Genomic DNA, 20,050 nt, shown 5'->3' with positions numbered 1-20,050 from the left:
AATTAGAGAGTATTTATACCCATAATACCCTAATTAAGGAAAAAGTTTATGTCTGAGAGAATTATTCGTACCACGGCAGGTGCGCCTTGGGTCAATAATGAGGACAGCAAATCTGCGGGCAAGAGGGGGCCGCTTTTGCTGGAGAATTATCAGCTCATTGAAAAGTTGGCTCATCAGAATCGTGAACGTATTCCAGAACGTACTGTGCATGCCAAGGGGTCAGGGGCGCACGGAATATTGACGATCACTCACGATATTACGAAATATTCGAGAGCTGCTGTTTTTTCCAAAATTGGCAAGAAAACGGAAATGTTCATCCGTTTCTCGGTTGTTGCGCCAGAAAAAGGGGGAGCAGAGGCTGAGCGTGATGTGCGCGGCGTTGCGATGAAATTCTATACTGAAGAAGGAAACTGGGACCTTGTCGGGAATAATACGCCAGTTTTCTTTGTGCGTGACCCCATCAAATTCCCGGATTTCATTCATACGCAAAAGCGCCATCCAAGGACAAATCTGCGGTCACCGACGGCGATGTGGGACTTCTGGTCTTTAAGTCCTGAAAGTCTTCATCAGTTGGCGATTTTATTTTCTGATCGTGGCATTCCTCAGGATTATCGCCATATGGACCTTTTTGGAAGCCATACTTATTCATTATGGAATGAAAAAGGTGAGCGATATTGGGTCAAATTTCACTTTAAATCCCAGCAGGGTAATAAATGTTATACAAATGAAGAGGCCGCTACTGTCATCGCCAGGACACGTGAGAATGCTCAGGAAGACCTCTATAATGCTATCGAATCCGGCAATTTCCCACGTTGGACGTTCTATATTCAGATTATGGAAGAAGAAGAGGCAGAGCGCGTTTCTTTCAACCCCTTTGATATAACCAAGGTTTGGCCACATAAAGATTATCCGTTAATTGAGGTCGGCGTTCTGGAGCTTAATCGTAATCCAGATAATTATTTTGCTGAAGTTGAACAGGCGGCTTTTTCGCCTTCTAATATTGTTCCGGGTATCGGTTATTCTCCTGATAAAATGCTTCAGGGGAGAATCTTTTCCTATGCAGATGCCCATCGTTATCGCGTAGGTACGCATTATGAAATGCTCCCGATCAACCGGCCAAAATTTCCGATCAGGAATTACCATCTTGATGGAGCCATGCGTTTTGATTCCCCAAAAAATGGGGATGGCGATTTCTACGAGCCTAATTCTTTCGGGGGGCCTGTACAGGATATGAGCGCAGCGGAGCCTCCATTACGTGTCAGTGGTGAGGCGACATATTACGATCATCGTCGTGATGGGAATGATTATGACCAGCCTGCGGCCCTCTATCATCTTTTTGATGAGGGTGAGAAACAGCGCTTTTATAAGAATTTTGCCTCTGCCATGCAGGGGGTTCCCCAAGAGATTATAGAGCGTCAGTTAAGCCATTTTGAAAAGGCTGACCCTCAATGGGCAGAAGGTGTCCGAAAGGCACTCAAAGCATTAGAAGCGTGATTTTTATATCGCTTCTTTGCCCTTAATTTTATAGAGAGAACGTAAAAAGGCTTCCGGTATATCCGGAAGCCTTGGACTGAAACAGGCGCCAAAAAAATGAAGTTTTAATTAGGCATCGCTTTGTGGCAGACGTTTGATGGTAAATGTGCCAGAAGTGACAACGCCTTCAGCAGGTTTGAAAGTGACCTTCAAAGTGCTGTCTGGGCTCATTTCGCCGATTGTGCGCAGGACGTTAAGGTTTTCATTGATCCTGAAGTCAAACTTGTCCAGAGAAACAAGATGACCGCCATCACCCTGTGAGTGGAAGGTCAGTGGTCCGACTTCCTGGTTATCGCTATCTGTTATGGTAGCCAGTTTCCTGTCTACAAGAGCTGACAGACCATTCAGCATTTCCAGGGTGAGTGGGGCAAACATTTCCCAACCCATTAATGCGGCAGAATTGAAATGAGTCAGTTCATTACGTGGGTTGATACTAAACCAGGTGTTGCGCTCCCGGTCACGTAAGCCAATGCGGTTATCGCCCGCATCGACCATTTCCAAATCAGGCAGAGAGCGTGGAAGTGAAGAACGTTTACGCAATACTGCTGGAGCGGGTAATTGCAGAGGCATTGGGGCTAAGGCAAATAGATCAGGGTATTCACCGCTGGAAAATGGCTGGCGGATAAGTTCATCACGAATGGGATCGTGTCCGATGATATGTCCATACCAGTCAATGAGCCAAAAACGTGTCAGGGTTGGCGCAACAGACATGTGATAATCTCCCTTATTGATGATGATTTGACGAGGTGGGGCGCTCAGTCAGATAAAGACACTTACGCATTACACTCGATAAGGCACTTCTTTCAGGATCGCGAAGGCTAAAATCGAAGCCCACTTTAAGTTCCTTACCATAGAATTTTGACGTGTCTTCGTAAATATTTAATCGCAGGAGAAAATGTGTAAAAATATGTTTAACCTCGCCGATTTTGCGCCATTTTGATTTGAAAGGTGCAAAAGAAAGTGCCTCACTTTCCGTCCATGGTGTTTCTCTCCATGGTGTGCCTGGAAGCTCATCAGTGCCTCCTAATAGACCATGCGGTGGACGTGTTCTAAGCAGGGTTCGTCCATCATCAAGAAAAACACGAAAGACTGTCCCATAACGGACCGGGCGCTCCGCTTTGGGGGATTTTTTTGGTAGTTCCCCGGCAATATTAAGCTTGTGACCCTTGCAGCTTTTCTGACAGGGGCATAGCAGGCATGAAGGATTTGTGGGGGTACAAATTGTTGCGCCAAGGTCAAATAAAGCCTGAGCAAAATCGGCGGGCCTGTCTTGTGCGATGAAAGACTGATTCAGTAAGGCCGCATAATGGTGCAGAACCGGACGGCTTTGGGGAAGAGGGTCTGTGATTGCGTTCAGTCTGGCCGTCAGACGTTCGACATTTCCATCAACAGGGACCACTGGCTGGTAAAAGGCAATGGCTGCTACGGCGCGTGAGGTGTAGGCCCCAATCCCTGGTAATGCCATTAATTCTTTAATTGTTGTCGGGAAAAAACCGCTATCGCTTATTTTTTTTGCGCAGGCATGCAGATTTCGTGCACGTGCATAATAACCTAGTCCGGCCCAAAGCCTTAAAACCTCATCTAATGGAGCCTGTGCAAGGTCATCTATAGTCGGAAAGGTTCTTAGAAATTTTTCATAATAGGGTATAACAGTTGCAACAACGGTTTGTTGAAGCATAATTTCACTTAACCAGACTTTATAGGGGTCTGGTTTCTGGTTTGGTAAGGCCCTCCAGGGGAGGACGCGCCGGTTATGGTCATACCAGTCGAGAAGTAGGGAAGCTGTATCAGGTGTCACAGGAAGTCATATGAGTGATCAGGATCAGAGACGCAAGGGAAGAAATAACACGACCAAAAAGGAAATACCCTATAAGAGGTCCCGTACTATCCGGCTGATAGGGTCCTATATTCCACAATTAACACAGCCGGCATTCAGGAAGCACTCACCCTTATTAACGCGTCTGATGCTTGATTGGGAGCAGTTTGTCGGAACTCCCTTGTCACGCGTCACTATTCCAAAGCGCCTTACGCAAGGCGTGTTGACAGTCTCCTGTAAGGGGCCAGTAGCGCTTGAATTACAGTATAATATGACGCAGATTCTTGAACGGATAAATATGTCATGTGGCCTGATGGGCGAGCATAAACTGGCGCGCCTGAAGGTTGTGCAGGATCAGACAGCTCCTTTGCCTGTTGAAAGAGAGAGACAGTCGCAGCCCCTCTCTATTGTGGTGGTAGAAAATTTTGAGGAAGGTCCGTTAAAGGCAGCTCTGGCACGGTTGGGCGGGCATATCAAAGCCCGCACCATGCGCTGAAACTTTAAAAAAGTTTCACGTGAAACAGAAATTATGTTCCGGTAACAAAAACAGAAGCTGGATAGCCTTGAGCAAAGAGATGTGCTCTCAGAGTGGAGAAATTTACCTGTTGAGACACTTCTTTCCTGACGACTGGTTTTGCATGGAAGGCTAGTCCAAGCCCTGCTTCTTTCAGCATGGGGATGTCATTAGATCCATCTCCGGTTGTCATGCTGGCTCTCAGCTTGATACCCCGTTCGAGGCAGAGGCGGTCAAGATGTTCGCGTTTGGCCTGAGGACCCAGAATATCTCCAATGAGCCTCCCTGTGATTTTTTTATCCTGAATCTCAAGATCATTGCCAAAATTTTCATCAAAGCCACATCGGGCTGCAATGCGCTGTGTGTACCACGAGAAACCACCTGAAATTAAGGCTGTGCGTGCTCCATGTGCTTTCATGGTCCGGACGAGCTCTATGGCCCCTTCATTGAGAACCAGTTTTTCATATACTTCTTTTAGTGCTTCTTCTGGCATGTTTTCCAGTAAGGCCGTTCTTTGACGTAGTGATGTCGCAAAATCAATTTCACCATTCATGGCGGCTTGGGTGATGGTTGCGATTTTCTCACCAATCCCAAATAAGGCAGCAAGATCGTCCAGGGTTTCACCTGTCAGAATCGTGCTGTCCATGTCAGCGATTAATACTGCTTTCCGCCGTCCTCGTGCCTTGGTCAGGATTGCATCAACCTTATAGGGCGATAAAGTCGTGCGAATCGTCTCCATGGAAGGGGTACCGCTTCCTTGTGGGGGGCAGGCAATCTCGACAGCCTCTCCTTCTGACAGGATATGGGGGGCCGCTCCTTTGACGAGATGCCGGGCAATCTCAACGGCCTCTGCGGGGAGGGAATGGTGACGGCGATCAACAACAAGCGTCAGAATATCAGGAAAAGACACGGGGACTCTCACTTAAGCTGTAAATATGGCAATAGAGAAAGCATGACTGTTTCTTCTATTGCTCTTATTGTGGCGGGGCCGACTTGTTCAGGCAAGTCCGCTCTGGCTCTGAAATTAGCCCAACGTTTTCATGGTACGGTGATCAATGCTGATTCCATGCAGGTCTATAAAGATTTACGCCTTCTGACAGCCAGGCCTGACGAGGCTGATCTTTCCCTTGCCCCTCATAAACTATATGGCGTGTTAGAAGGGGAACAGGCTGGAAGCGTTGCCTGGTGGAGGCGTGAGGCCCTGCATGTCCTTAAAGAATGTGAGAAAGATGGTACCCTTCCCATATTTTGTGGAGGGACAGGAATGTATTTTAGGGCCCTCCTTGAAGGGCTTGTTGAAATTCCTGACACCGATATTGAAGTGCGCCATGAGGCAAGGCGTTACCTGGCTGAATGGGGGTCAGAAGCGCTTCATGCCAGACTTAGCGAAGTTGACCCCCAAACAGCGCTGCGTCTTCATCCATCAGATTCGCAGAGAATTGCACGTGCATGGGAGGTTTGGCGCGGGACAGGCCGTGGCCTGTCAGAATGGCAGAAGCACCCTCAATTACCTCCCGCGCCTTGCAGGTTCATTTCCATTCGTCTCGACCCTGACAGAGATAGTTTGCGTTCTGCCATTGCCCGACGCTTCGCACAGATGTTGCAAGCTGGCGCATTAGATGAAGTCCGCGCATTGTTACAAAAAAACCTTCCCTCAACGCTACCTGTTATGAGGGCTCATGGTGTCCCTGAACTTATGTCCGTCCTGAAAGGGGAGACATCATTACAGGACGCTGAAGAAAAGGCCGTTATTGCGACGGGGCAATATACAAGGAGACAGGCCACGTGGTTCAGGCACCATAGATTGGGAAAAGAAGGTGACGACATTATTTCATTACAAAGATTTGGGTATGATGAGAAATTTTCGGAAAGGGAATTGTGTAAAATAGAAAATTTTATAACTCAAAGAATTGACATGACCGATAGAAGTTCTTAACCTTCATTCCAGATAATGGAATTTCATAGCCTATAAAGAGGGATTTCTCATGCCGCCTCATGAACATACAGAAGCGCCGATCCAAGCCCGCAAAGGCGCTGAGGTTCTTCTGCATATTCTTGAGGAAGAGGGAGTCGATGTTATTTTCGGCTATCCTGGCGGTGCTGTGCTTCCAATTTATGATGCCTTGTTTCAGCATGGGACCATACGCCATGTTCTGGTGCGCCACGAGCAGGCTGCAGTCCATGCAGCGGAGGCTTATGCCCGTTCAACAGGAAAAGTAGGTGTCGTTCTGGTGACATCTGGCCCTGGAGGAACCAATACGGTTACAGGGTTGATGGACGCAAAAATGGATTCGGTTCCTGTAGTCTGTCTGTGCGGACAGGTGCCGGTCCCCCTGTTAGGGAAAGGGGCTTTTCAGGAAGCAGATATCGTCTCTATCACTGCACCTATCACCAAATATGGCGTCACTATTAAAACAGCTGAGAGCCTGGCACCTTTATTGAGGGAGGCATTTGAGATTGCCCGTTCGGGGCGTCCTGGTCCTGTTGTTGTTGATTTGCCTAAAAATATTACGACAGGGGATGCACCTTTATCGCCTGCTGTGATTGAATTATTGCCCAAGAAAAAAGAGACCCTTTTACCTCAAGCCGTTCAAGAGGCTGTAAAAGCCCTTAAGAAAGCCAGAAAGCCACTTTTTTATATTGGTGGCGGGCTTGTGAATGCGGGGCCTGAGGCTGTGGCTCTGTTCCGGGAACTGGCGGGGAGAACAGGTTTTCCGGTTGCTTCGACTCTTATGGGGCTTGGTGCTTTCCCGGCATCCAATGACCAGTTTCTAGGTATGATCGGGATGCATGGTGCTGTTGAGGCGAATATGGCTGCCCATGATTGTGATCTCCTCATTGCACTGGGTGCCCGTTTTGATGACCGTGTTACAGGGCGGCTGGATGCTTTCTCACCTCATTCTTTTAAAATTCATGCTGATATCGACCCGCGTGAATTTAATAAGAATGTTCCTGTCGACGTCACTTTGGAAGGTGATTTAACGCAGACAATGAAAGCCCTCCTTGAGGGATGGGATGCGACAGAGGCTCCTGATCTGAAAGAGTGGTGGCAGTTAATAGAGACGTGGCGCGCCGTAAAAGGCTTCTCCTTCGAGCAGGAGCGTAAGCCAGACTCTGTGATCAAACCTCAATATGCGATTGAGCGTCTCTATCAGCTCTCGAAAGAAAGTGGTGAAGATGTTTATGTCACAACAGAGGTTGGGCAGCATCAAATGTGGGCTGCACAGCATTTTGGTTTTGACAAGCCAAATCACTGGCTGACTTCGGGTGGTTTGGGAACAATGGGCTATGGTTTGCCGGCTGCTGTTGGTGTGCAGGTTGCTCATCCCGGAGCACTGGTCATAGATATTGCTGGTGAAGCCTCAACATTGATGAATATCCAGGAACTAGGGACAGTCGCGCAATATCGCCTGCCGGTAAAAATATTCATCCTTAATAATCATTATATGGGGATGGTAAGGCAATGGCAGGAATTGCTTCATGGTTCCCGTTATTCACAATCTTATAGTGAATCACTGCCTGATTTTGTCAAACTGGCAGAGTCATTTGGTGTAAAAGGGCTGCGGGCGCGCAATTTTGGTGAATTGGATGATGTCATTAGGGCCATGTTAGAATGTGATGGACCGGTTCTGGTTGATGTCTGCGTGGCGCAGGAAGAAAATTGTTATCCGATGATTCCGTCTGGAGCAGCTCATAACCAGATGATTCTGGGGCCTGACCGTGTTTATGGTGGGGCTGAGTTGACGGAAGAAGGCAAGAAACTCGTTTAGGGTATGACTATTTTAATCAAAGGCTTTTTAAAGTCGAAAAAAGGGAGTTTTGCATAATGCGTGTATATTATGATCGTGATGCCGACCTGAACTTGATCAAAAGCAAGAAAGTGGCTGTTATTGGTTATGGAAGCCAGGGTCATGCCCATGCGAATAACCTGAAAGATAGCGGCGTTTCTGAAATTGTTGTGGCGTTGCGTCCCGGGTCATCAGCAAAAGCCAAGGCTGAGGCAGCAGGTTTTAAGGTCGTTACACCAGCTGAAGCGGCATCATGGGCTGATGTTGTTATGATTCTCACCCCTGATGAAGGTCAGGGAGAACTTTATAAGACAGAGCTGGAAGCTAATCTGAAAAAAGGTGCTGCTCTGGTTTTTGCTCATGGTCTGGCGATCCATTTCCGTTTGATTGAAGCGCGTTCCGATCTGGATGTTTTCCTGATTGCACCAAAAGGTCCTGGCCATACAGTACGTTCAGAATATAAGCGTGGTGGTGGTGTTCCTTGTCTGGTTGCTGTGGCCCAGAATGCTTCTGGCCATGCTCTCGATATTGCTCTCTCATATGCTTCAGCAGTTGGTGGCGGGCGCGCAGGTGTCATTGAGACCACCTTTAAGGAAGAAGTTGAGACAGACCTCTTTGGTGAGCAGGCTGTGCTTTGTGGTGGGGCTGTTGACCTGATCCGCGCAGGGTTTGAGACATTAGTCGAGGCTGGTTATGCGCCGGAGATGGCTTATTTTGAATGTCTGCATGAAATGAAACTGATTGTTGATCTGCTCTATGAAGGTGGCATTTCCAACATGAATTATTCCATTTCCAACACAGCTGAGTATGGTGAATATGTCAGTGGTCCACGGGTTATCACCAGTGAGACAAAAGCTGCCATGAAAAATATCCTTACAGATATTCAGGATGGCACGTTTGTGCGTAACTTCATTCTTGAAAACCAGTCTGGAAATGTTCGCTTTAAAGCCATCCGTGCGCGTAATGACGCGCATCAGATTGAAAAAGTCGGTGCTAAACTGCGTGAAATGATGCCTTGGATTGCCAAAGCAAAGCTTGTGGACAAAGCACGTAATTAATTTCTGACTCGTTTCGGAATTCTATTCAGAAACCCCCTTCATGGTTGTTCCATGAAGGGGGTTTCATTTTATGCAATTAAATCTGGTTGGTTTGCTTCTTATTAGGGGTAAGACCGAACCGTTTGCTCAATGCGAAAATCGTCGTAAAAACATAAAAAGGAAACAGCACTCGCCAGGAAGGGGAGAAGTTCCCTGCCAGTAAGGCAATAATGGCATCCCGCATTCTGACAGGGCGATTTTTGGGGCGCATAAAGAAGTAGCGGAGTAAATCATCATTGATGCGGTAGACCAGCCAGCCGATCAAGCGCATTTCCCGTCTGATCTGGTTCTCGGCCTTACGGGCAGCCCTGCGGCCTTGTACTGGATCTATGAGCCATCGACGTGCAACTTCAGCTCCTCTAAGGGCTCCCTTCATGGCCAGCATGACGCCAGAAGAAAAAACGGGATCAAGGAAGCCAAAAGCATCGCCAATAATGAAATATCGTTCTCCCCATGCCTTGTCACCTTTATAGGAATAGTTCCCTGTGGTGGATAGGGGAGCCAAGGCTTCAGACCTTGCCATTCGTGCTTTGACGCTGGGACTTTCTTCAACGGCATTCCAGAACAGGTTTTCAAGAGAGCCACCATGTTTCTTGAAACTGTCATGATCGCCAACAAAACCGACACTCATCACATCATCGGGTAGAGGGATCATCCAGAACCATCCGCCTTTGACAAGATGAACGGAGATATAGCCTTCCATTCCGTCTCCTTCGGCGCGTGGAACATTGCGGAAGTGGCTGAAAATGGCTGCTTTATTATTGCGGAGGTCGCTATATTTTCTCCCATGCTGGCGGAGCATCAATGTATCACGGCCTGAGGCATCAAGGATAAAGCGGGGTGCAAAGAAGCGGGGCTCTTCCTGTCCTTTTGTCCGGGCTTCAACAAGGGGTGTTTCCGGTGTGGGGAATGTTACTTTCGTAACGCGTGTTTCTTCTAATGTTCTAGCCCCTTTTTTCTCAGCATTACGAAAGAGGAGTTCGTCAAACTCTGCCCGGCGGACCTGATAGGCATGGTCCGCCTGAGCATCAATTGCGAAACGAAAGGGGAAAGAAAGGCGGCCCTCACCAGTATCTGTTACGAATTCCGCTCCGGGTTTATAGACGCCCATGGCAGCAACTTCTTCCAGAACACCTAGTTTTTTGAGGATTGGCAGGTTACAGGCCAATAAGGATTCCCCAATATGAAAGCGTGGGTGTCTTTCTTTTTCCAGCATAATGACGTCCAATCCCTGCTGGGCAAGGATTGCTGCTGCGGTGCTACCTGCAGGACCACCACCAATAACGAGAATATCGCATGAGAGAGGAGTGTGAGTCATTTTGGTTTTCTTCCAGGCTGAATGAAGATTAAGGAAGCATGACAGTACCAGTGCCCATTAAGAGCAGCTGACCAGAAGGTGATTGAAGGGTGAAACTGTAAATCATGCCGTGAGAGGCATAATGCTCCTGATTGATCATAATGAAGAGGCTTTTCCATTCTGGTATATCAAGCCGTTCACAATGGATCTGCACGTCTTTTATACTGGCAAGCCACCCTTGCCGGGTCTCTTTTGTCGTGAGGGCACCATGTAACGCTGCTGCCTGCATGGCCATTTCCGTCCCGACGACAGGGGGCAAGATCCCCGCTATCCGATAAGGGTTGGCCGGGTCATTATGACAACGTGCTGTCGCTTTAAGAATTCTGTCATCCCAATATGTCGCGGTATCAAGCAGGCAGCTTAGACCTTTATGAGGGATGTGGCTGAGAATATTTTCACGAGTGAGCATGGGTCAGAGCAATCTTCAGATGGTTGGCCCCATAAGGCAGGGAAAGGAAGGTATCATAGCCGCAGGCAATTGCCGCCAGGAGAGGAAGAACTTGTCCCGCGGGATTATGGCGCATGATGTGCGCTATTGCCTCAGGTAAAAGACTATCTCCTTTTTGTTCATCTTTTCCTTCCTGTAAGGAGAGAGAGAGGGTGATGCCGTCTCCACTTCCAGGCTGGAGGATAAAGGCACAGCCAAAGTTGTAGTCAGTCTTCCGGACGGTGCCGAGCGATCCAGCCAGAGGTGCATCGTAAATACAGAAGAGCACTGGCCGACTCTCACAATGTGCTTCTGCGCCTGCCTTGAGTAGCGATCCTGCCAGGGTTTCATCCTGTAGGGCAAGAGATACAGCAGGTTGGTGGCTCTGCTGACCAATCATCCAGTAGCCGGCTGGTGCATTATGTACGGAATTATGAAAAAGCGAAGGCGATACAGTGCCAGAGGGTGTGCTGAGGGAGTCCAGAATCCGGTCCATGATATAGCCATCTCCATTAGAACTGGCGAAAATGGCTGGTAGGTCTTTGGCACAATATTCTGCCTGTTGGCAGGCTTCTTCGGCACAGAGAACGGCCAGACGAATAATCTGACTTGCACGGCGTTGTTCATTGGCTGGCAGGCTTTCTGGCGGAGGCAGTTTTAACGCTTCTCTCTGATAGAGGTTTTTTCCCTGCAGGATGCGTTTTGTCCTCTCCCAGCCATGAAGGCCATCTCCTTGGCAGCCAATGCCTTTGATCGTGAGGATCATTCAAATCTCCCGAAGATAAGGCTGCTATTGGTCCCGCCAAATCCAAAAGCATTATTCATTACGTAATCAGGCCGCTCGTAACAGGGTTCAAGGAGAATCCGGCTTTTAAAGACAGGGTCAATTCGCTGTGTATTCTGACAGGGAGGAAGCCAGCCCTCCTGAAGGGTAATAGCGCAAATCATACTCTCTAAAATCCCTGAAGCGCCTAATGTATGACCTGACCAGCCTTTAGTGGAAGAACAGGGTGTGTTTTGTCCAAAGAGCATGCTGATCGCACTATCTTCCATCTGGTCGTTTGCGCGCGTTCCGGTCCCGTGCATATTGATGTAACCGATATCAGAGGGGGATAATCCTGCCTGTGTGAGGGCGCGTTGCATAGCCAGCATGGCGCCTGTGCCTGTTGGATCAGGAGTGGACATATGATAGCCGTCACTACTGGCACCATAACCGGCCAGAGAGAGCCTGTATCCTGAAAGATGATTGGGCAAATGACGGGCACCAGCGCGTTCCAGTAGGGCAAATCCTGCGGCTTCCCCGATCGAGATACCTTCTCTCAATGCATCATAGGGCTGGACAGGCATAGGAGAAACCAGTCCGAGAGATGCGAAACCTTGTAATGTCATTCTGCAAAGGCTGTCCGCTCCGCCGACGATGGCGGCATCACAGAAACCACATTCAATAAGGTGGGCAGCGTCAATAAAGGCACGAGTGGAAGAGGCGCAGGCATTTGAGACTGTAAGTAACGGGCCTTTTATTTCCAGTCGTGCTGCAACATAATGTGGTAGAGAGGAGAGATCCTGCGTTGTGGCGTAGTGAAACTTATCGGGTAAGGAGAGCTCTCCCGGTTTGCGTGATTCATAGGCCTGTTCGGAACTGAGAATCCCAGAGGTGCTGGTTCCCATAATGATGGCAATTCGGTGGGCACCATAATGCGCACGTGCTTGTGCAATAGCCCCCGTGAAATCATCACTGGTTAAGGCCATATCGGCTAGTCTGTTATTGCGGCAGTCAAAGAGTGCCAGCTCAGGAGGTAGGTAGTGTGCCTCTACACCTGAAACCCGCCCAATATAGCCATAACTCTGTGGCTGAAAATTATCAGGCTGAAGGGTCGTCCGTCTTTCCAGAATACAGGCACGTGTTTCTTCAAGGCCTTTCCCCATAGCGCTGATAGCTGTCCCTGCGGTGATAAGAAGGGCGGTCATATTTCCTTTCCTTCAGAAGAAGGGGGAGTTGGAAGAGGACCCATAAATAAGAAACTGAAAATAAGAGCGAGAAAAGCACCATAAGAGATCGTCAGTCCTAGCTCTTTCAAAAGAGGGACCTGACAGCTTGCCAGAATAGAAAAAGAGCCAACGGTCATAAGATTGCAGGTTAGTAAAGTGCGCATGGTTCGTGTGCGTTCAGCTCTGTCTAGTTGGGGACGACCAAAGAAAAGGGCGTAATCAATACCAATCCCAAGAATAAAGGCTAAGGCGACTATATGAATGATGGAAAAAACTGCATTATGCAAGCGTAATAATGATAGAAGACACAATCCTGTTATACTTAGTGTAAAGGTAATACGTCCGATTAGGAGCAGATTTCTTGTGCATAAATACAAGATAATCAGAGCCAGGCTGATTCCGGCAATCAGCCAGAAAGCCGCCCTTTTGACGTAAGGTGACAGTAAGTCGCCGATAGCTGTTTTTAAATTGACGAAAAGGATGTCAGGTTCTTTTTCACCGGCTTTTACTAGGTCCGTGATGGTTTGCTGCGTGCGGGGTATGACGAACCCGTACCATTTGTCGTTACGGGGGAAAAGTAATAGACCAAGTTGATAGGAAAGTGATGTTTCCATAAGCTGCTTGACCGTCAGGGCGGGATGGTGGCGGGCTTTTTCAATTTCCTGAGGGAGTGCTGCGAAAGCATTAGGCTGGAAGGGGGCATCAGTTTCCAATAAAGCCTGGTGTAGATTTCTTTCAACTGATTGCGCGGATGGGATGGTTGCCAGTCTTTTCTGTTGGAGATTTTGACTTGGGAGAAGCCGTGAAGCTGCATCTATTCTGTCAGAGGGAGGGAGTTGCGCGAGCAGTTTCTCTTCCTTCTGAAGAACCTCTTCGCTTGTCTTAGCCTCTATGACTGCCAGAAATCCTGCTTGTGGAGCCCCTGACTGCTGACGGAACTGACGGTCGATTTCCTGCATTTCTGGAGGAATGGGGTTGAGAATTTCCCCTTGTTTTTCCATCCTGAAGGGGTGGAAGAGCAGAAAACCCAGAGTGAGAGGAATAACCGGAAGACAGAGCATGCGGTAGCGGCGTAGTTTTTCAGAGCGAAGCAGGATGGAGGAGATACCCTGATGATAGGCTGCAAGATCAGCCTGGGTGACCAGATGGGGAAGCAACCAGATTGTGATGCAAGCTGCAGCAAGGATGCCAGTGGCTGAAAAGATACCGAGCTGCATCAATCCGGGGAGACCGCAGAGAATCATGCTCAATAATCCGATAACAGCTGTCAAAGTGGCAAGTTTCAGGCTTGGGCCGATGCGGGCCAGTACGACAGGAATTGCTTCTCCTTTGTCCCGGTGGCCCAGTAATAAGACGGGGTAATCAAGAGAGACCCCCAGCATTGTCATGCCAAAGCCTAAGGCAATTCCATGAACCCAGCCAAAAAGACACTGCACGATTAACATGGAAAGCGAAAGTGACAGAAGGAATGGTACGGCGATTGCTGCCATGACCCAGAGGGAACGAAAGCGCCAATATAGAATGGCCACCACCAGAAGAAGGGAGCAGAGAGCCAGCCGGTCCATATCATGATGAAGGGCCTGTGCTGCATAGAGTGAGAAGGCTGGTGAACCTGTCAGGATCAGTTGATAATTTTCATGCGGGCCACGGCTGTCTGTATAGGCTTTCATGACAGCATGATGAAGTTTTTTGAGTTGTGTCGGATTCAGACTGGGCTGGCTCAGTTTAAGGAGCGTAAGGGTCGCATGGCCGTCTTTAGTGAGCCAGATTCCGTCCAGACTGGGCAAGCTGTCACTTTTATTTAAACTTGCCATATAATCGCTGTAAGCGCCTGTCGGATCCTTCAGGCCAATCTCTTCGATGAGAGGAGCCGCCATGGATTGCAGCAGTTCATAGAGCTGATTTATGTCATGTTTGAGTGCGGCAGTGGTGAAAAGGCGTGTTTGCTCATGAGGAGCAAGGCCAAAACGATGGGCAAAGAAAAGAGGCTGATCTTTCTGCCAGTTAAAAGAATCTGGTCCATCTATGATGAGGCTGAAAGAGCCCGTTTCAGCCAGTGCTTTGTGAAAGCGGTGAGCAATCAGACTTAATGTTGCAGGGTCATCGCCTTTGATTGAGGCCATCATCAGTGATTGCGTTGTACCATTATGGAGTTCATCCAGCAAAAACTGCGATGTTTTATCATGGGGCTGCGGTAAAAAAGCCTGCATATCCATTTGTAATGGAATAGCGAACAATGTCCCTGCCGCAATAAGGATTGCGCAAAGTAGAGAGAGCAAAAGTGGTAAACGCCGATAAGGTTTCATTGTGGCGTGATAACAGTGTCAGTGATGTCGCCATTGGCCTGAAGGAGATAAGTGCGCTCTATCACATTATTATGTCCTTCTAGTTTTACGTACTGAATGATCTGTGCGACTTTTTTTGTCTTGGGGACGAGAGTCAGGTGCCATTGTCCAATATCTCCGTCAGCGCTGAGATTATAATAATGACGGAGAAGATTTATATTTCCTTCTAAAGGGCCGCGGATTGTATCTGCTATAATTTGTAAGGCTGGATTGAGAGTGAGCGGAATATTTTTTACGTTTTTCTGTCCATGCCGGAACTGCATGGTCTCACCTTCTATGATGACGCTGTCTTTGACGGGAAGGAAGGTGAGTTTCTCAATATGGTCAGGAGGAGCAAAGCGGAGTTCTCCTTCACTATGGATCGGTTGGGTAAGAGCGTGAAGTCTGCGTGTTTCCGTAAAGTGATCATGTCTTTGGGTAACGAGTGCGATCTGGTGGAGGATGGTTTCTGCCAAAATGGGGTTTTCGGGTTGTGCAGCGCGAGCCTGGGTGAAATAAACCTGGCCTAGAATGAGAACCATAAGAAGTAAATATTTCACGTTATGAGAGCCCTTCTTCCCAGAAATCGAAAAAATTGAACCAGGCATAAGGATTTTCCTGGCAAAGCGTTTCCATCCAGCGGGCATAGGCTTCCATTAATTGGGAGAGGTGCTCTGATGAGGAAGTGGCAGGGTCATTTTTACAGAGCATATCTGTGAGAGACTGGCATGTAATGTGATATGTGCCGTTTTTTTGCCTTATGGCAGAGATGAGAATAATGGGAGCTCTTGTAAGCGCAGCCAGTTTGAAGGGGCCTGCCGGGAGTGGTGCTTCTTTTCCCAGAAAAGGGATGGGGCGGGAGCGGCTGCTATCATGGGCTCTGTCTGCCAGAATGCCAACGACCTCACCAGACTTCAACGCATCCAGGACTGCCAGCATGCTGTCTGGGCGACCTAATTCAATGAGGTTGTTATTGAAATCGGGGGCGAGTGTTTCGATAAACCGTGAGGCAGCCCCTGAGAACCGTCTGTACATTAGCATCCGGAAGCGGAAAGGGGAGTCCAGTCCAAACTGTCGCAATGCATCAAAAGAGCCGATATGGGCTCCCATCAGGATACAGCCTTTGTTCTGTTTTAGGGCATCCAGTAGAATCTGCTTGCCGGTAATATGAAAGTTTTTGTGAGAAAAGCGCCCGCTGAGCAGGTAAATGCGATCCAGAATATTGGTACAATAGGCGTTGATATGTAACAGTATCATTCCCCGTGAGAGACGGGGCAACATGCCTGCTTTATGTAAATAGGTCAGATAACGCCAGGAAGACCGGCGGACCGTTGGGTACATGACAGCATAATAAAGCGTGGCAGGCCAGCATAATAAAGTCGTAAAGTGGTAACCCAGATGAAAGGCGACCCATACAAGTAAACGGACAGAGTATATATTGCCCTTTTCTGGTCGTAACCATGTATTGCGGCTCATCAGATGTGACCCTGTGCACAACCGCGCAGGATAATAGTGTTTTCTTTTCCTGCATTAAGCCGATGAAGGCTGAAGCGTACACGCCCCTCTCCAAGCGCACTGGAAAAAAGTTGCAGAGGCTCTTCGGGACGGACGATAGAAAGAAATTTGACAGTTTCTATTGACTGAACATCAAGGGCTAATTGGTTGAAGATAATATTTAGCAATAAAATCCCTGGTACAATAGGATTGTTAGGAAAATGTCCGGGTAAAGCCGGGTGGTTGGCAGGGATTGTGAAAGGAGCGTGAGAACGTTTCTCGATGTAAGTTTTTACTAAAGTTTCTAATGCCTGTTTAGTCAGCTTGCCTACAGTGTTACGTGGCAGGCTTGTTAATCTTATGAGACGACGGGGCATAAAGACCGGGTCTATATGATGACGCAGAGCCTGCATAAGGGCATGGATGTCAATGTCGGCTCCTACGATGAAGGCTTGCAGGCGTGTTGGTTCATTTTCGCCCTTTTCTATCTCCTGCTCAGTATAAAGTGGAGCAAAAGAACCATCCAATACACCATCTTGCTCACATAATATTTTATTAAGCGTACCATAAGATGTTCGTTTCCCCGCGATTTTGAGGAGATCTGCTTTACGTCTTACCAAACGGAAATGTCGCGGGTCTTCCATTTCAATAATATCGTTAAGCGCGTATGGCGTGGCGTAAGGCGCATTATAGATATAACTTCCTTTCTGCCCGTCAGCGGGATCGGCAGTTAGTGTAATATTTTCGTAAAGTTGCCAGGGTAAGGCGCTGACTGTGCGGCGGCAGGCGATTGAACCTATTTCCGTTGCACCATAAATCTCCATGACTGGTGCTTTGAAAAGCTTTTCTGCCTCACGCGCTAACTCTTCAGTCAAAGGAGCTGCTGCTGAAATAATACGCTTAAGACCGGTTAAGTGAATTCTGGCAGTGACAAGAGACTGTAAATGGACTGGTGATGTAATCAGCGTATGGGGAGACGGTGTATGGTAGCATAGTTTTTCTATGTCAGCAGGGAAAAAACGGGGCCCACTTGCAGTGATTGTCGGGGTGTGGAGGCTTTGGAGGATGAGGGTTTCAAAACCATACATATGATAAGGGGGCACAGTTCCTAATAATGTAGTGCCAGACTCACCAAGTAATGGCTGGGCTGCATGACTGCGGGCAACGAGCTCTCCCCAGTATTTTTTATGCATTTTAGCCTCTCCGGTGCTGCCGGAAGTAAAGACATAGGCTGCTTCATAGGTGGCGGGGAGCACAGGGTTATCTGTTTTGTCTGAAATCAGGTCCGTTAGGGGAGGAAACGTAAATTCCTCCAACCCTCCGGGTAAGGAAGGGCCTGTACAGATGGCATTATAATCAGTTTGGAGGGATTTGAGAAAAGGGGCTGTATGATTACTGGATAATAAACAATATTGCCCTTTTAGCAGGCTGGCCAAAAAGACGACGGTAAAATGAAGGAGATTGTTATGAAGATTTATGATCGGGCGGTCAGGAAGCTGCTCTGCCAATGCCCACGCATATGAAAGTAGCTTCTGTCCATTTAGTGATTCTGAAGCAGTCCTGAAGACAAGGCGCTCAGGTAGACTGATGAGGGAAAGATCAAATTGCGAAGACATTGGAAAAAGAAGATCAGTCAGGACGATGAGCGTCTATATACTGGGCAAGAGACCGTAATGAATAAAATATATCATGGCTCTTATCATCATGTGATTCTAGTTTAAGGCCATATTGTGTATTAATCATGAGCGCTATTTCCAGCACATCAATTGAATCAAGACCAAGCCCTTTTCCGAAGAGGGGAGTTTCTGGATCGATATCCTGCGGGTCCATATCCAGCTGGACGGCTTCAACCAGATGGGTCGCCAGTTCATGCTCAAAAGAAGATTGTCGATTGGAAAAGGTAGATGTCGTCACGTAAGGGGTATATCCATTAATGATAGACAAAGACGAAGCTTTATTACCACTGGGTGTATATTCCAGCAAGTCTATTAAATGATATCTGAAATAGCGGATTGATTACTTTGATATTTCTAAGGTGATATTTGGCATGTATGGTGTATGAATTATTGCGTAATGATGTAATGTAATTTGTGTAAGTTTGTGGTTTTGAGATAAAATTAAATAGAAATTATCTCTATAATATAAATATTATTTGATGTGTTATTTATATAAAATTGATTTTTATAAATATTAAAAATGGCAATTATTTATTTATATCCGACAGTAATATCGTAATTTTTATTATGTTCTCTGTTAAATATAATTCTTTTTGAGATGAGTTGGGATTTTTTAATAAAAAATCAACATATTTTGCGGAGGAAGAAACTATTAATGTCACTTACATATGGCGCACCGAGTGGAGCTACTGTTGTCAGTGGTGGAATCTTGATTGCTGAAAAAGGCTCTGATGGGAAAACCTATTATTAGTCTGCCAGCCCAATAGTATGGCGATCGTTGGACTTCAGGTTATTGCGGCTGGTCCTTATGTCGTTAGTGAACCATCTTCAGCAAAAATGACCTTAACGGCTTGAGTTTATACAAAGAAAGGACTGAAGGAAGAGAACCGGGCTTTGCTTTTGGGCGAGGACGGGTTATTTTTCGGGAGAGGAACAGATCACAACTAATTGAGACTAAAGAGAAAAAGAGCAAATTGAGTCTTCTTCATAAGACAGATATTTTTGGTCTTAAATCTGGTTGCCGCTACTGCATGACATGCCGGAAAAGCCGTAAGGTATTTTATGAAAAGAATAGATCCTTTTTTGGTTATGTTGACAGCAGCCGTCCTTTTGGCTTCCTTTTTTCCATGTCCTCCATCATGGAAGCCCTGGATGGACAGGTTAAGCACGCTCCTGATTACGTTAATGTTTTTTTTTCAGGGGGCAAAATTAAAACGCCATGCCGTAATTGAAAGTTTGCAGGACTGGCGCCTTCAAGGGGGGACACTCTTCGCCAGTTTTGTTCTTTTTCCGCTCATTGGCCTTGCGTCTTATCTGTTTTGTCACCTCGTATTTAGTAACGGATTTATCAGTTCTGATCTCTGGACTGGTGTCCTGTTTATGTGTTGCCTTCCTTCCACAGTGCAATCGTCAATCGCTCTAACATCAATTGCTCGTGGCAATGTGCCTGCGGCGATTTGCTCAGCAACAGCGTCTAATGTATTGGGGATTGTCTTTACGCCCCTTCTCTGCGGTTTCTTGCTTAATCGCAGTGATAGTGGTTCGGGCTTTCAAACGATTTTGGAAGTGGGGCGCGAGCTTTTATTGCCCTTTCTCGTAGGACAATTCAGCCAGAAATGGATGGGTCCTATCGTCCATCGTCATAAAATTCTTCTCTCTTTCACGGATAGGGGGTCTATCCTCGTTCTGGTTTATGCTGCTTTCAGTACGGCTGTGCTTGAGGGATTATGGAAACGGGTTCCATTGATCGATCTGGGGAAAGTGACGCTTCTTGATACGATTCTGCTTTTTTTATTACTCGGTGCGACTTACGGACTTGGACGCTTATTAGGGCAGAGTAAGGGAAGTGAAATTGCCCTGCAATTTTGCGGGTCTAAAAAGTCGTTAGCGACCGGTGTCCCTATGGCAAGTGTCATTTTTCCATCAGGAGCTGGTATTATTGTATTACCTTTGATGATCTATCATCAAATTCAGCTTTTTGTCTGCACAGTTCTGGCGCGTCATTATGCATCGCGCCCTATGGATCAAGAATAGA

General features: G+C 47.4%; 18 protein-coding genes. 6 read left to right on the top strand and 12 right to left on the bottom strand.

Translation table 11 applies throughout. The annotated features are described in order from the left end of the window. Positions 1 to 48: 48 nt before the first annotated feature. Positions 49 to 1,494 carry a catalase gene (locus AC3B6P_RS02055; protein ID WP_489804492.1) on the top strand — a complete coding sequence of 482 codons (1,446 nt, stop codon included), beginning with the start codon at positions 49 to 51 and terminating at the stop codon, positions 1,492 to 1,494. 108 nt (positions 1,495 to 1,602) lie between these two features. On the opposite strand, the gene AC3B6P_RS02050 is transcribed toward AC3B6P_RS02055, so the two are convergent. Together AC3B6P_RS02050 and AC3B6P_RS02045 are read right to left on the bottom strand one after the other, a co-directional pair. Continuing rightward, on the bottom strand, positions 1,603 to 2,244 hold the full coding sequence (locus tag AC3B6P_RS02050) for a hypothetical protein (RefSeq protein WP_489804491.1): 642 nt from the start codon (positions 2,242 to 2,244) through the stop codon (positions 1,603 to 1,605). Between the two features lie 13 nt (positions 2,245 to 2,257). Next, positions 2,258 to 3,331, bottom strand: coding sequence for an A/G-specific adenine glycosylase (locus tag AC3B6P_RS02045; protein ID WP_489804490.1), 1,074 nt, complete (start codon positions 3,329 to 3,331; stop codon positions 2,258 to 2,260). A 10-nt stretch (positions 3,332 to 3,341) separates the two neighbouring features. On the opposite strand from AC3B6P_RS02045, the gene AC3B6P_RS02040 reads away from it, so the two are divergent. Next, a complete protein-coding gene (locus AC3B6P_RS02040) occupies positions 3,342 to 3,845 on the top strand; it encodes a DciA family protein (RefSeq protein ID WP_489804489.1) in 504 nt (167 codons plus the stop codon). A 31-nt stretch (positions 3,846 to 3,876) separates the two neighbouring features. Here the strand turns inward: AC3B6P_RS02040 and serB are convergent, their stop codons facing one another. Further along, positions 3,877 to 4,773: a phosphoserine phosphatase SerB gene (serB, locus tag AC3B6P_RS02035; protein ID WP_489804488.1), complete on the bottom strand. Its 897-nt coding sequence runs from the start codon at positions 4,771 to 4,773 to the stop codon at positions 3,877 to 3,879. A 42-nt stretch (positions 4,774 to 4,815) separates the two neighbouring features. Between serB and miaA the strand changes: the two genes are divergently transcribed. From miaA to ilvC, 3 genes are read left to right on the top strand one after another with little or no spacing between them, the layout of a single operon-like run. Next, complete coding sequence (miaA, locus tag AC3B6P_RS02030) at positions 4,816 to 5,799, top strand: tRNA (adenosine(37)-N6)-dimethylallyltransferase MiaA (RefSeq protein ID WP_489804487.1); 984 nt, start codon at positions 4,816 to 4,818, stop codon at positions 5,797 to 5,799. A gap of 49 nt (positions 5,800 to 5,848) precedes the next feature. Continuing rightward, positions 5,849 to 7,633 carry a biosynthetic-type acetolactate synthase large subunit gene (gene ilvB, locus AC3B6P_RS02025; protein ID WP_489804486.1) on the top strand — a complete coding sequence of 595 codons (1,785 nt, stop codon included), beginning with the start codon at positions 5,849 to 5,851 and terminating at the stop codon, positions 7,631 to 7,633. A 56-nt stretch (positions 7,634 to 7,689) separates the two neighbouring features. Then, positions 7,690 to 8,709 (top strand): ketol-acid reductoisomerase, encoded by a 1,020-nt coding sequence (gene ilvC / locus AC3B6P_RS02020; protein WP_489804485.1) that lies wholly within the window; start codon positions 7,690 to 7,692, stop codon positions 8,707 to 8,709. A 76-nt stretch (positions 8,710 to 8,785) separates the two neighbouring features. Here ilvC and AC3B6P_RS02015 read toward each other — a convergent pair whose 3' ends face one another. From AC3B6P_RS02015 to AC3B6P_RS01975, 9 genes are read right to left on the bottom strand one after another with little or no spacing between them, the layout of a single operon-like run. Next, positions 8,786 to 10,066, bottom strand: a complete 1,281-nt coding sequence (locus AC3B6P_RS02015) for an NAD(P)/FAD-dependent oxidoreductase (protein ID WP_489804484.1) — start codon at positions 10,064 to 10,066, stop codon at positions 8,786 to 8,788. Between the two features lie 28 nt (positions 10,067 to 10,094). Beyond that, a complete protein-coding gene (locus AC3B6P_RS02010) occupies positions 10,095 to 10,514 on the bottom strand; it encodes a hotdog family protein (RefSeq protein WP_489804483.1) in 420 nt (139 codons plus the stop codon). Further along, entirely contained in the window at positions 10,501 to 11,298 is a 798-nt protein-coding gene (locus AC3B6P_RS02005) for a beta-ketoacyl synthase chain length factor (protein ID WP_489804482.1), read from the bottom strand. Before AC3B6P_RS02005 ends, AC3B6P_RS02010 begins: the two co-directional genes overlap by 14 nt. Then, positions 11,295 to 12,500, bottom strand: a complete 1,206-nt coding sequence (locus tag AC3B6P_RS02000; RefSeq protein ID WP_489804481.1) for a beta-ketoacyl-[acyl-carrier-protein] synthase family protein — start codon at positions 12,498 to 12,500, stop codon at positions 11,295 to 11,297. The genes AC3B6P_RS02005 and AC3B6P_RS02000 overlap by 4 nt, the downstream gene beginning before the upstream one ends. Next, positions 12,497 to 14,827, bottom strand: a complete 2,331-nt coding sequence (locus tag AC3B6P_RS01995) for an MMPL family transporter (protein ID WP_489804480.1) — start codon at positions 14,825 to 14,827, stop codon at positions 12,497 to 12,499. Before AC3B6P_RS01995 ends, AC3B6P_RS02000 begins: the two co-directional genes overlap by 4 nt. Next, positions 14,824 to 15,405, bottom strand: coding sequence for a LolA-related protein (locus tag AC3B6P_RS01990; RefSeq protein WP_489804479.1), 582 nt, complete (start codon positions 15,403 to 15,405; stop codon positions 14,824 to 14,826). Before AC3B6P_RS01990 ends, AC3B6P_RS01995 begins: the two co-directional genes overlap by 4 nt. A gap of 1 nt (position 15,406) precedes the next feature. Then, positions 15,407 to 16,321, bottom strand: a complete 915-nt coding sequence (locus AC3B6P_RS01985; protein WP_489804478.1) for a lysophospholipid acyltransferase family protein — start codon at positions 16,319 to 16,321, stop codon at positions 15,407 to 15,409. Beyond that, positions 16,321 to 17,955 (bottom strand): AMP-binding protein, encoded by a 1,635-nt coding sequence (locus AC3B6P_RS01980; protein WP_489804477.1) that lies wholly within the window; start codon positions 17,953 to 17,955, stop codon positions 16,321 to 16,323. Before AC3B6P_RS01980 ends, AC3B6P_RS01985 begins: the two co-directional genes overlap by 1 nt. Before the next feature lie 13 nt (positions 17,956 to 17,968). After that, positions 17,969 to 18,253 (bottom strand): phosphopantetheine-binding protein, encoded by a 285-nt coding sequence (locus AC3B6P_RS01975; RefSeq protein WP_489804476.1) that lies wholly within the window; start codon positions 18,251 to 18,253, stop codon positions 17,969 to 17,971. An 824-nt stretch (positions 18,254 to 19,077) separates the two neighbouring features. On the opposite strand from AC3B6P_RS01975, the gene AC3B6P_RS01970 reads away from it, so the two are divergent. After that, positions 19,078 to 20,049 carry a bile acid:sodium symporter family protein gene (locus tag AC3B6P_RS01970; RefSeq protein ID WP_489804475.1) on the top strand — a complete coding sequence of 324 codons (972 nt, stop codon included), beginning with the start codon at positions 19,078 to 19,080 and terminating at the stop codon, positions 20,047 to 20,049. Position 20,050: the final 1 nt, after the last annotated feature.

The sequence above is a fragment of the Aristophania sp. ESL1142 genome, from assembly GCF_058107345.1.
This window is presented reverse-complemented; position numbering and strand designations above follow the sequence as displayed.